Annotated in this window: 11 protein-coding genes; 2 read left to right on the top strand and 9 right to left on the bottom strand. The window is 58.8% G+C overall.

The genetic code is table 11. From position 1 onward, the window contains the following. Positions 1–31 precede the first annotated feature (31 nt). Positions 32–1,279, top strand: coding sequence for a cation:proton antiporter (locus tag PEL8287_RS01300; RefSeq protein WP_085890553.1), 1,248 nt, complete (start codon positions 32–34; stop codon positions 1,277–1,279). Positions 1,280–1,348: 69 nt separating this feature from the next. On the opposite strand, the gene PEL8287_RS01295 is transcribed toward PEL8287_RS01300, so the two are convergent. Continuing rightward, positions 1,349–2,449, bottom strand: a complete 1,101-nt coding sequence (locus PEL8287_RS01295; protein WP_176228527.1) for an acyltransferase family protein — start codon at positions 2,447–2,449, stop codon at positions 1,349–1,351. A gap of 1 nt (position 2,450) precedes the next feature. Then, positions 2,451–3,440, bottom strand: coding sequence for a sterol desaturase family protein (locus PEL8287_RS01290; RefSeq protein ID WP_085890551.1), 990 nt, complete (start codon positions 3,438–3,440; stop codon positions 2,451–2,453). 229 nt (positions 3,441–3,669) lie between these two features. On the opposite strand from PEL8287_RS01290, the gene PEL8287_RS01285 reads away from it, so the two are divergent. Then, entirely contained in the window at positions 3,670–4,578 is a 909-nt protein-coding gene (locus PEL8287_RS01285; protein ID WP_235862151.1) for a DUF533 domain-containing protein, read from the top strand. On the opposite strand, the gene PEL8287_RS01280 is transcribed toward PEL8287_RS01285, so the two are convergent. The 7 genes from PEL8287_RS01280 to PEL8287_RS01250 form a co-directional block, all read right to left on the bottom strand. After that, positions 4,569–5,093, bottom strand: a complete 525-nt coding sequence (locus tag PEL8287_RS01280; RefSeq protein ID WP_085890549.1) for a sulfite exporter TauE/SafE family protein — start codon at positions 5,091–5,093, stop codon at positions 4,569–4,571. The two genes, PEL8287_RS01285 and PEL8287_RS01280, sit on opposite strands and share 10 nt — an antisense overlap. Before the next feature lie 24 nt (positions 5,094–5,117). After that, complete coding sequence (locus PEL8287_RS01275; RefSeq protein ID WP_176228526.1) at positions 5,118–6,395, bottom strand: molybdopterin molybdotransferase MoeA; 1,278 nt, start codon at positions 6,393–6,395, stop codon at positions 5,118–5,120. After that, positions 6,395–7,015, bottom strand: coding sequence for a nitroreductase family protein (locus PEL8287_RS01270; RefSeq protein ID WP_139837660.1), 621 nt, complete (start codon positions 7,013–7,015; stop codon positions 6,395–6,397). The genes PEL8287_RS01275 and PEL8287_RS01270 overlap by 1 nt, the downstream gene beginning before the upstream one ends. Before the next feature lie 30 nt (positions 7,016–7,045). Beyond that, positions 7,046–9,502, bottom strand: coding sequence for an arsenate reductase (azurin) large subunit (locus PEL8287_RS01265; RefSeq protein ID WP_085890546.1), 2,457 nt, complete (start codon positions 9,500–9,502; stop codon positions 7,046–7,048). A 14-nt stretch (positions 9,503–9,516) separates the two neighbouring features. Continuing rightward, positions 9,517–10,041, bottom strand: a complete 525-nt coding sequence (locus tag PEL8287_RS01260; RefSeq protein ID WP_085890545.1) for an arsenate reductase (azurin) small subunit — start codon at positions 10,039–10,041, stop codon at positions 9,517–9,519. Positions 10,042–10,194: 153 nt separating this feature from the next. Beyond that, positions 10,195–11,436 (bottom strand): sigma-54-dependent transcriptional regulator, encoded by a 1,242-nt coding sequence (locus tag PEL8287_RS01255; RefSeq protein WP_085890544.1) that lies wholly within the window; start codon positions 11,434–11,436, stop codon positions 10,195–10,197. A 1-nt stretch (position 11,437) separates the two neighbouring features. Continuing rightward, a complete protein-coding gene (locus PEL8287_RS01250; protein WP_235862105.1) occupies positions 11,438–12,823 on the bottom strand; it encodes an ATP-binding protein in 1,386 nt (461 codons plus the stop codon). Positions 12,824–12,829 lie beyond the last annotated feature (6 nt).

Here is a 12,829-nt window from a genome sequence, read left to right as displayed (position 1 = left end):
AGACGACGCCCGGAATTCAGGACCAACGCCAATGAATATCCTCCAGATCGCCTCGCTTCTGATTGTGCTGGCCGGGGCCTTCGGCGCCATCAATTACCTGTTTCTGAAACTGCCCTCGTCGATTGGCATTCTGATAGTGGCGTTGCTGGCTTCTTTCGTGCTGCTTGGACTGGACTGGATGATGCCCGGCCTTGGCATGGCCGATCAGGTACGCCGCATCGTGACAGGTATCGGTTTCTCGGATGCGTTGTTGGAGGGGATGCTGGGGCTGTTGCTGTTTGCCGGGGCACTGCATGTGAAAATCTCGGATCTTCGCGAGCAGTGGCGTGTCGTTTTCCTGATGGCCACCATCGGCATAGGTTTGTCGACGGTTGTTGTCGGCGTCGGGTTCAGCTGGATGACGGGCATGCCGCTCATTGTGGCGCTGGTTTTTGGCGCGCTGATTTCCCCCACCGATCCGGTCGCCGTGCTGGGGGTGCTGCGCGAGGCAAACCTGCGCAAATCACTCGAAACCAAAATCGCCGGGGAAAGCCTGTTCAATGACGGTGTGGGCTACGTGGTATTTCTGGTGCTGGTCGGTTTGGCGTTTCCGTCAGGCGATAGTCATGGCAGCGGGTTGGCAGATGCAGCACAGCTTTTTCTGCGCGAGGCAGGCGGTGGCGCCGTGCTGGGCATTGTACTGGGCTGGCTAACCTTCCGGGTGATGCGGCAGATTGATGATTATTCACTCGAGGTTCTGCTGACCCTCGGACTGGCCTTTGGCGGATACGAACTGGCGGTATATCTACATGTTTCCGCCCCTATAATGGCGGTCTGTGCCGGGTTGCTGATCGGGGACGTGGGCACAAAATACGGGATGAGTGAAGAGACGCGACGGTACGTCGAAGGGTTCTGGACGCTGATCGACGAGATTCTGAATGCAGTGCTGTTCCTGATGATCGGCTTTGAAGTGTTCGCTGTGGCGTTCAAGATGGAGTTTCTGGCCACCGGGGTTCTTTCAATCGCACTGGCCCTGGTCGGGCGGCTGGCAGCAGTGGCCATTCCTGTACTGTTGCTGAGACCTTTCCGCAGCTTTTCTTCGGGTGTTGTCCCGATCATGACATGGGGCGGATTGAAAGGCGGCATTTCGGTCGCTCTGGCGCTAAGCTTGCCTGAAGGCGAATGGAAACCTCTGATCCTGACGGCGACCTACGTGATTGTGGTGTTTTCGATTATCGTACAGGGGCTGACGGTGGCGAAACTGGCCAATAAGATGGGCCGCGAACCCGACCTAGTATAGCGCCTCAAGCCGTTTGATGGTGTGGGCGTTAGGCATCAATTGTGAAATCCAGATCAGATGGAAAACGCTTTAACTTACGGCGCGCGTCTGCCCTGGCATTTTAGCCCGTTGGTAAACGCGCCGCGCAAATGCGCGCCAGAGCGGCAGCGGGCGCTCAAAGACCGCGGCAAACAGCATGCAGGTCACAAAGGTCACCGACAGTAAAAAGGCATCACCGGCAAGACCACCGATCATTGGCAAAACCGCCTTGTAGATCTGCAAAAGCGGATAGTGAATCACATAAAGCGAGAAACTTCCCCCCGCCAGCCAACGCGCGATACCCTCTGCGCGTGCGAATGATCTCTCTCGCATCAGCCCGGCGATGCCAGACAGATGCGCCAGCACAAGAATTCCCAGCAACCCATTCCACACGAATTCATCAGAAAACCGAAGCTTAAAAACCTGCGCGACCGGGGTGGTCAGATTTTCGCAGAAGCCGGGCAGGTCAAACGTCAGGGCCAGCACATAGCCCAGCACCGGCAGCCCTGCCAGGGCCCATGCCATGGTGCCTTGCGGCAGTTTCCGCTGCTCGACCAGATGATAAAGCACGACACCCAGCAACCAGGCAGGCATCAGCAGCAGCACATTCAGGCCAAACAGCAACAGACCCGTGATCAGCATCAAAACCCGGCGAATGCCGCGCAGATAAAAGGCAAATCCAAAAAGCAGGTAAAACGCAACCTCATAACTGAGTGACCAATAGGGGCCGTTCGACCCCAGTCGCGACACCGAGAGGCTCCATTCGTTCGAGAACGTCAGACCGCGCAGCACCTGTTCCCACAGCGGCAGCGGGTTGTAATACGGCCTGACATAAAGCTCGGGCGCCAGTTCTGCACCAACGCGATCCATCGCGAATCCCAGTACAAGCGCGGGCAGCGCAACCGACACAAGACGGGTGATGCGATCGAACAGATAGCCGCCAAACCCACCCTTTTTTTGTGCAGCAACTAATGCAATTACAAATCCGGAAAGGACAAAGAACACGATAACGGCGTCACTGCCGATGTTCAGGTCGCGCACCCACATCCAGCGACCTTCAGAAAATCGCGGGTAGCCAAAGTGCGACACAAGCACGACAAAAGCCGCGCCAAAACGCAGAAGGTCGAGATATATGGAAAATCCTCGGGTCATACTATTCGGCTGGAGATATGGTTTTGTTGCGTTCGGGCTTTTTGTTGCTACCGTTGAAGCGGCGGATGATCTGTTTCCAGCTGTCGCGCACCGGTACAACCAGAGCATTGATCAGGTTGTCGTGGCGCTGTTCCAACCGGTTGCCCTGCTTATCCGCCAGACCGAATTCAAGTTTTTCCTCGTGTTGAGGCACGTAAAGCGTACCGAACATCCAGTCCCAGATTGCCAGCACCTCGCCATAGTTCTTGTTGTGATGTTCAGGTGCCAGCGAGTGGTGAATCTGGTGCTGGGCGGGCGAAATCACGACATGCTCAGCTACCCGGCCAAAACTGAGCCAGATATGGGTGTGGCGCAGATTTGCCCCTGCCATGTTGAACAGAACATATCCGGCATTGACGCCGACCAGCGTGAAATAGGAAACACCACCGGTGAAAAGACCCAGCAAAAGGCCTTGCAGCACCCCCACGAAAAGCCCCCGCACCAATGTTGCAATCAGATCGTAGATTGGATGTTTGCGGTACACGGTGATGGGTGTCATCACCTCGGCCGAATGATGCAGCGAATGGAAGGGCCAGAAGATGCGCGACTCGTGATGCACGCGGTGCACCCAGTAGGTGCAGAAATCCCCGACAATCAGAAGCAGCAGTGCAACGATCACAGGGCTCAGATTGGGCAGCGCCGCCTCCGCGGTGAAAAGCCCGCTGACCTTATCGGCAACAAAGGCTCCGAAGAACACGAACTGCAAAAAGCCCAATGCGGCAATGGCACGGTTTACACAAAAGATTTTGAGATCGACGATATGCGAGGCGTGAAAATAGATGGATTTCGGCAGTAACCAGGCCAAAAAGGGCTGATCAACCCGGTTCCTGCGATAAATCACATAGCAAATCAGAATCGCCGCAAGCAGATAAAAAGGCCAAAGCCGGCTGCCGGGGCCCGCCAGGATATCTGCCAGTTCGCTGAAAACAGCCTGAATTTCGTCTAGCCCCATGTCCCATTCCTTTTTCCACGTTAAGGGTACCGCTGGAATTGGGCGAAATTATGCAGCCCGTATGGCATTTAATCCCTTCATGCGCGCGGTTGGGGCCGCAGGCGGAGCCCTTTTTTGTGACCCGTTGTCAAGGTGATGACGCACCTGGCTGGAAATTCCCCTGCCCCATTCCCCCCTGAATTGTGCTAACCTGCGCCAAGTAACTAAAGGGAGAATTCGCGTGAGTTTAATGAAAACATTGGCCAAGGTGGCCATTGGCGTAGCCGTTGCGAAAGGCGTCAGCGGAATGATGAAGCAAAGCGGCGGATCGCAGACGGCTACCCCAGGCCAGACCGGCGATGGCGGGTTGTTTGGCGGGGTTCACTCTCCAAACCGTCAGGCGCAGGCACAGACCGGTGGCGGGCTGGAAGATATGCTGGGCTCGGTTCTCGGCGGCGGCAGTAGCGCTGGCCAGGGCGGTGGGCTGGGTGGCCTGCTGGAACAGCTAAGCAACGGACAGGCCGCGGGAGGAACCCGAACCAGTGGCGGCGGACTGAACGACCTTCTGGGTGGTCTGGCCGGTGCAGCCCAACAAGGGGGCACTCAGGGCGGGCTGGGTGGCATCCTTGGCAGTCTGGCAAACGCCGCGCAACAAGGCGGCGGTGGCGCCGGCGGAGGATTGGGCGGCCTTCTGGGGGGCCTCATGGGCGGTGCCCGGCAAGGCGGCGCACAGGGTGGCTTTGGCGACATGCTCAACCAGGCGATTGCCAGACAGGACGAACCCGAGGTCGCGCCTTCGGCAGATCAAGAGATCGTCGCCGCGCTGATGCTGCGCGCTATGATCCAGGCCATGAAATCGGACGGCGAGATCGACAGGGCCGAGGAGCAGAAACTGCTGGGCCGTCTGGGCGATGTGTCTCACGAAGAGCAGGCGTTTGTTCAGGCGGAAATGCGCAAGCCCGTCGATGTGCAGAAACTGGCCCGTGAGGTGCCTCGCGGGCTTGAAAAGCAGGTCTATGCAATGTCGGTGATGGGGATTGATCTGGATAGTCAGAACGAAGCCAGATACCTGCACGATTTAGCTACAGCGCTTGGCATTCAGAAACAGGCCATCAACCTTATCCATGATCAATTGGGCGTACCCAGAATTTACGCCTGAGCGCAACGTAGTTGCCCGCTAACCCTGCCAGCGAATTGGCCAGGATAAATACGGCCGCTATACCAGCAGTTTGCCGCGCGCCAACCCATCCCGTGATCAGGAAAACGGGCAGAGAAGGACCCGTCGCCAATACCTGACAACCCGGATATGAAACCAATACCTGCCACGGAAGCCATTCCGCCAAAACGAGAAAGCCCTCGGGTCGTTGCAGAGAACACGGCGCTTGAGCGTGTTGTCTGCCAGATCAGATATGCTGCCGCAAAGGTAAGGAGCGTTCCGAGGAGCGGACGATACACCTCGTCGGGCAAGACGATTCCACCACCGATAAAGGCCATGGGACCCGATGCGATTAGAATCGGGACGGCCGATCCCCAATCGATAAAGCCGCCTTTTGCGAACCGATAGCTGGCCATAACGGCGATATAGCCGGAAGCAGCGCTATGACCGACTGAAGAATACAGCTTCGTGATCACTGCATGGATCGCGCCGATCAGCAATATTGAATCAGGTCCCATCCTAGTCCAACCCGCCCGATCATTTTACAACTGAACGAAGTCCAACCGGTCACCGGATGCGATGCGATCACTGTGCGCGGGGATCACGGCAAAACCATCCGATTTGCAGATCAGCGAGATTTTGGCCGAAAAGCTCTGGTCAAGCAGTTGAACCTTGGGCCTGCCATCTGGAGAGAAGCCGACGATCTTTGCGGGCCTGAATTCCTGACGCCCAGGCCGGCGGGTGAAGCTTTCCGACGCCTCAACCTGTGAAACAGAAACTTCATTGGTACCTTGCCCGGACATTTCCTCGGCGATACGGCTACCGATAATTTTCCAGGTGGTGAATGCGGCAACCGGGTTGCCCGGCAAGCCGACGAAAACGGCGCCGTTCAGTGTTCCAACCGACAGAGGCTTTCCGGGTTTCATCGCGATTTTCATCACCTCGATCCTGCCACCAGCGGAACGAAGCTGTTCAACCATGTGATCTTCTTCACCAACTGAAACGCCGCCCGTTGTCACCACCATGTCGACGGAGGCAGCGGCGTGTGTCAGCGCGGCGCGCAACGCGTCAGGGTCATCTACGACAGCCCCCATATTGGAAAGCTCGATCCAGGGTTGCCGAAGGGCGGCCATCAGGATGAACCGGTTGGAATTATAGATCTGGCCCGGCGCCAGGCTTTCTCCGGGCTGTCGGAGCTCGCTGCCGGTACAAAATAACGCAATGCGGACCTTTCTACGAACCCGAATCCGGGGCAATCCGACCGAAGCAATCGCCCCGATCTCTCGCGCACCAATCAGGCTGCCTTTCGGCAGCAGCAATGAGTCTTTTGCGGCATCCTCAGCTTGTCGGCGGATGCAGCTGCCCGGGGTAACAGGATTTTCGAGTTCGATGAAATCTCCGAGACGTCGGACACGTTCCTGCATAACCACGGTGTCCCCACCTTTGGGGATGCCGGCGCCAGTAAAGATGCGAAAGGCCTCGCCCTCACCTACAGCACCGGCCTTGTTCGCGTTGTCACCCGCAGCAACGCGCCCGGCTACCCGAAGGCGCCACGGGCCAACGCCGGACAGGTCCTCGCTGCGAAAGACGTAGCCATCCATGGCCGAGTTGTCGAACGGCGGCAAAGGGAAAGGAGCCAGCAGGTCTTCGGCCAGGACTCGGCCGATCGCCTCGTCTAGTTCGACGACCTCGATCCCATCAACTTTTCTGGCAAGTGATAACCCACGCGAGATAGCATCATTCACCGGGACAAGCCCGCCGATGCCTGTACGCTCGTCGACACAACAGGGATCCTCAACACTTTTTGTTGTGGTTTTCATCATTTCACCCCCTGTTTTTCTTCCTTCGGCCAGTATGAAAGTTTTTCTTTGGCGCCTGGCCGCTGTGCAGGGCCCGGTTGCTTGGAAATCGTTCCAATGGCCACAAAACCCAACAAGAGTTCGTCGGGCGCCAGCCCAAGCCCATCGCTCAAGGCCCGGGTAGAAACTTTGTCCCCGCTGACGAGCATTGATCCGAAACCAAAAGATTGCGCGGCGAGCAGGATATTTTGAATCGCAGCGCCGACGGATACCCATTGCTCATGCGGTGGAACGTCCCGAATGCCATTCCGGATTTCGGCGACGACCGCGATCAGGCAGGCGCCATTCTCTGCCTTCTCGCGAGCCCGTTTGACCTGATCACTGTTTAGCGCGCCATGCGTTTCCCGTGCCGCGGCCTCGAACAGATCGGCAAGGGCTTCTCTCGCATCCTTCCGGATCAGCACAAACCGCCAAGGACGCAACCGACGGTGATCCGGAGCCGCACAAGCGGCCTCGATGATCGCGTTCAGTTGCGCGGAGTTCGGACCCGGCTCGATCAACCGTCGCGGCGAAACCGATCGACGTTCGACTATTTCAGCTATTTGCATGACGTCACCTAAGCAGGAAACGGGCGGCGCCAAGGCCGCCCGTTCCAGTGGTTGTCACAAGTGTCAGGCCTTGTATTCCTTCGACTTGAAGGACACGGCCCGAGCCTGCGGCGGGGCATCCGCGAGTTTGCGGACATTGCCGAAAGTGAGCTTGTATTCCGGGAGAATCAGCTCACTGACGCCCGGGTTCACCACGTTGCCCTGACTGCCTGCCGGCGAGCCGAACACCATCGCCACCTGACCCCGCTTGGCGGTGTCAGTGGGATAGGCCATGCCCTGCGTTGCCCCGTTTTCGTTGGTGATCTCGATGAGGTCGCCGGCCGCAATGCCCAGATCGGCCATGTCGTCGGCGTTCATCTCGATGAACGGATAGGGGAAACGATCTTGAACGAAGTCGCTGTCCTGGTCCAGAAACTGGTTCTGCCAGAAGATGTTGGCGCGCACATTGTTGACGAAGAAATCGTGGTTCTCGGCCTCGCGCGCCTTGCCAGCGGCGGCATAGCCGCGCCATTGGGCCGCGCAGAACAGCGCCTTCCTATCGTCGCGCCCGTGCCTGTCGAACTGGCCGTCGGCATAAAGCCGCGGCGTGCCGACAAGCTGTCCGCTCTCATAGCCCGCGACCGGCTCTTGCACCCCGTTGTTTCCCATGGCACGCAGGCGGTCATAGGTCACTTCCGGATTGCCGGCGTTGTACCCGTCCATGAAGGCGTCTTCCTCGGTCTCCCAGTCATAGCCCTTGAACTGGTCGGCATAGGCATCGTTGCCCAGATCGCGCAGGGCGGTTTCCATGTGCTGGGCAACGCCGGCTGCGATCAGGCAGTCGGGTTTCGAATTGCCGAACGGATCCATGTAGCGCTCGGACAGGCGCATCCGCCGCTCACCGTTCATCGAGGTGAGGTTCATCTCGTTCGATTCACAGGCGGGCAGCAGAACATGGGCGTTCTGGCCGATCTGGCTGTGGATGATGTCCACATCCACCACGAAGATACCCCCGGCATTGACCGCCCCGACGATTGCATCGACCAGTTCTTCGCGGGTCCCGCCAGCGGCGGCGTCCATAGCCTCCTTGACCATGTCAGACCGCTTCTTGAGCACCCGCTTGAACTGCGATGCATTCAACGTGGTCTTGTAATGGTCGCAGGCCCAGATGTGGTAGACCTTGCCGCCGCCCTTGATCAAAAGCTGGTCGACATACTCCGCCGGCCGACCGACATGGGCGTCGGACGGACGGTAGTAGCCTTCCTGGTGGCCCCCGAGGCGGCAGCAACCGCCGCCTTCACGACCGATATTGCCGGTCGCCAGCGAGATGTTCACCAAGGCGCCGATCGTGCGGTAGTTGTCGTTGCCCCAGATGATGCCCTTTTCATAGGCGGTGACGCATTTGCGGCGCGCGCCGTCATCATGCGGCTGGGCAATCCACTCGGCGGCCTTGACGATATCGGCGGCGTCCACGCCACAGACTCCGGCCGCTTCTTCAATCGAGGTGCGGCAGGTCTGCATGGCATAGTCGAGGCTGCCCAGACCGGCGGGCTGGCTTGATCCCTCGGTAACCGCTTCGCCACCCTGAAAGGTCGAGGCCGCGATGAAGTCATTGTCGGTCCAGCCATTGTCGACGATATGGGTGAGCAACGCGTTGAACAGCGCCATGTCGGTGCCCGGCTTGATCGCCAGATGCAGGACGTTGTCCTTTCCGGCGACCTCTTCAGCGGCATGCACCGTGACCGTCCGGCGCGGGTCCACCATGATGAACTTCGCCCCGTTGCGCAGCCCCGGAACCATGTGATTGAGGAACAGGTTGGTCTGGGTTTCCAGCGAGTTGGCACCGATCATGAAGATCGTGTCGGTCACCTCGTAGTCGGAATAGCTGTAGTTCAGTTCACCCACACCCATGTCACGAGACGAATGCACTTCCGAGTTATAAGCCGGACGGTTGTGGATACGGCAGTTCTTCACCTTCATGCTGTCGAAATACAGCTTGCCCGTGGCCCAGGTGTTTTCGTAACCGCCAGCCGAGCCGCCGTGGTCGAACATCGACACGACAAGCTCGTCCTCGCCATATTCGTTGACAATCCTGGCTGTCACGCGAGCAACGAGATCAAGCGCATCGTTCCAGGTGGTGGGCTGCCATACCCCGTTTCGCCACACGAGCGGGTCCGAAAGGCGTTGCTGCTGGGTGCCGGTCACGCGGGACGGACGGTTTTCAGCCATGCGCGCGCCGCGGATCGAGGCTAGCCCCGAGTTCACCACGCATTCGTGGTCGGGCACAACTGCAAGGTGCACGTCCTGGCCGTTTTGCCGGACCATATTGTACATGGACGGCGCCAGCCAGGTTCCATCAGCCGGCTGCTGCTCGCCGAGGTCAATGCCAAAGGCATTGTTGTCCATCGTGCCTTGCTTGTTGCGTGGCCAAGTGTAGGCCTTGTAGCCGCAACCGACGATGCAATAGTGGCAGGTAACGTTGTGAACCTGAGCATCCGCGGGCGGAATGGGCAGGCGGTCGATTTGTCTTTTGTAGGCCATGTTCTTTCCTCCCCTCAGAGCACGTTGGACGGACGACCGAAGATCAGGTCGCTGCAACCTTCGGCGTAGATATCGCCCTTGTCATCGACACGCAGCGTGAACTGCGGAAGGTTCTGGGTTGCGTGGCCCCAGATCTGCTGTCCGCCGACCTCGGCGTCGAAGCGAGAGAAGTGGCCGGGGCAGTTGAGGCTGCGATCCTCGGCATTATAGGTCAGGTACCAGCCCTTGTGCGGGCACAGAACCGAATAGGCGACGATATCGCCGTCCGGCCCGGCGCCGCCTTCGACTGCCTGCCCGAGTTTCAGCAGGATGCCCGGGCTGTCGGCGTCAGGGTATTCGATATCCATCGGCTCATTAACGGCGAGATCTGCGACATTGGCCAACCGGTTCGACGGGTAGTCTAGCTGCGCGTTAGCCGGCGAGGCCTGGGCCGGGGCGCTTGTCACGGTCGCGGCCGCAGCACCCGCGACGGCAAAGGCGCCGCCACGCATGAATTGCCGGCGGCCGACATCGACAAGCCGGTTGCATTTTTTGCTCATTTCAGAGTCCTCCCTTCAAATCCTTCTGGAAGGATAGCACTGAGCGGAGTTCGGACGATGGTCGATCCGGATCGAAATGCAATAGCTATTTATTTGTTTTAAATCGATATTTTTTCGTGTTCAGATTTCCGAACACGTCTGCAGGGAGTCCGTTCAGTCGGATTGGCCAGAAAGTCCCAATTTCTGCATCTTGTCCCAAAGAGTGGTCCGCGACACATCGAGCAGCTTTGCCGCCTGTCCAATTTGTCCGTCGACACGCTCGAGCGCTTCGATGATCTGCCGGCGTTCCGCTGCCGCGCGGGCTTCGGCAAGCGTCATGATCCGGTCCTCACTGGCGATGCGTTCGGGAAACAGGTCGGCGGGCTGAAGATGGTCACCAGAAGCGGTCTCGATCGCTCTTGCCAGACGCGATCGCACCTCACGTCCGCCGCCCGGCCAGTCATGAGCCCGGATGGCCTGTTCCGCAAGCCGGCTGATGCCGGTCATTCGCATCTCCCGTCTGCTATTGAATTGGTCAAATAGCCTTGACGCCAGCCAGACCGCATCTTCCGTACGATCCGCAAGCGGTGGCACTGGAATTTCCAGCATGTCGAGCCGGAAGAACAGGTCGGGCAGAAACCCTCCGCCCGCCATGATCTGTTCCATGTCGTGGCCGCACGAGGCAACAATACGCCCGTCGAAACCATCGTCCAAAACGTGCAGTAATTTGAGCTGCTGTTCACCGGGAAGGCGGCTCAGCGCCTGCAGGAACAGCGTTCCATCGGCGACCGTCCTCACGGCACCCTGCTCTGCGAACAAAGCCGCATCAAGGTTGGGGTCGCGGGCAATGTTCACGGTCACAAAAGGGGCGGCGCGCCGATCGGATTGATCATGGATTCGTTTCGCAACCAAGGCCTTGCCGGTACCGGGACCGCCGCGGATAAGGACAGGCCGGTCGGACGCTGCCGCCTGCAGCGCCAGTTCGTCCACCCTAAGTGCCGCAGCGGAAATACCAATCGTCGGGTCTGCCTGATCATCGGATTGCGAATTCAGGAGCATGGAAAGCCGGTCGAGGAAAACCGGCATCTCGAACGGCTTGGTTACATATTCGGCCGCGCCCGCCTGCATGAGGCGCACGGCCTGTTCGACCCCGCCGTGTCCGGTAATAAAAAGAAATGGCGGTGGGCTTACCGTCTGGCACAGGGTGTTGAACAGGTTTTCGCCGTCCCCATCGGGCAAACGAATGTCGCAGATCACGGCGTCAACCGGGACGCGAGGCGTTCGTAGTGCTCCAAGCGCGGGGCGCACCTGTTTGAACCATTGCACCGAAGCGCCTTCTAGCTCGAGCCGTTGCAGCAATGACGAGCCCATGATCTCGTCGTCTTCCACCAAAACAATGCGAAACCCGTTCAGCATCTCAGTTGTCGACCTCTTTCGCATACGGCAGCACTAATTCGATCGCGTTCGCACCGCCTGTTCTTTGCACTTCGATCTTGCCGTTCATATCATGCACCAGGTCGTGAACGAGGCGCAAACCAACGCCGCCGCCGGGAGGCACCGGATCGGATGACAGTAGCCGCTGCCGCGCGGCATCATCCAGCCCAGGGCCAGAATCGACAATCCGAAGTCGCAAACCAGTTTCCTCCTCGGTCGCCCGCAGAGAAACCTCGCCTCCTTGGCCTGCGGCTGAACAGGCATTCAGCAGGAGATTCAGCAAAATCTGGCGAAGCTGCGCCGAAGGAAAACGGGCCAGCGTAACTTGACCAACTTCGATTTCCCAAACAAAGTTTTGGGCTCTCCGCCGGATTTCGGGGCCAATCAAGAGCTGCAGGTCTTCGAAGTCATCAGGGCCGGCGGGTGATCCCGCTCTGTCGATCCGGTTCTGTTCCAAGGTCACCCTTACGACGTCACGCAGGTGACGAAGGCCGCGTTCGAGAAGTTCGGTTGACTTCCGGACGACCTCGGGATTGTCGGCATAGGTCTGGATCGTGTCGGTTGCATTCAACAACCCGCCGAGCGGATTATTGATTTCGTGAGCCAGGGAAGACGATAGCCGACCCAGACTCACGAACCGCTCTCGTTCCGCCAGCCGCCGCTCTGCCTCGGCCTTTTCCCTCACGGCATTCGCCATGGTGTTATAGGTTCGCGCCAGCCGACCGAATTCGCTTTCCATTGAAAGTAAATCACGGTCGGTGATTGGTTCAGGCGCTTCGGCTGAAACGCTCATTTTTTCTGCGAGGGTCGTGACGGGCGCCATCATCCGGCGCATGGCAAAGAACCCGACCAGTGCGAGTCCTCCAGTGGCAATGGCATTCCAAAGAACTAGTAGACGTGCCACCCTCGCCCGTTCTGCAACAAGATCAGCGACATTCAACTCGGTGGCGATGCGTCCCACGCGCCGCCCTTGAAAAACAAGTGGCGCGGTGAGCCGAATAGTGGCCTGAGATCCGGAAAAATTGAGCCCTGCGAGCGCTTGCGCTTCCTGAGCGAGCGCTTCGAACGGGCTCCCCGTGGGGGCGCGAAAGGGATCGCTTGCCGCCAAGACCTGACCCGAAGCATCAGATACAGCGGTAAAAGCGATACGCCCCTTGCTCGAAGCCGAGGCGGCGCGTTCCAAGGTGTCGTAGACTTCCCACACGTCGTTACGCAACACGAGCGGGCCCAGTGCCACCGACAGGGCTTCGACATGCGTGGTCGCGAGTTCACGAATACGCTCGGTCTGCACAAGTCCCAGTGTTCTGAGAACTTGTTGAGACGCCACGATCCCCAGAAGCACCATGAGTCCCGCGGCGACAAGCGCCACCCGCGC

The sequence above is a fragment of the Roseovarius litorisediminis genome (assembly GCF_900172295.1).
Lineage (GTDB): Bacteria > Pseudomonadota > Alphaproteobacteria > Rhodobacterales > Rhodobacteraceae > Roseovarius > Roseovarius litorisediminis.
The sequence above is the reverse complement of the archived record's forward strand: the minus strand, read 5'-3'. Positions and strand labels throughout refer to the sequence as shown.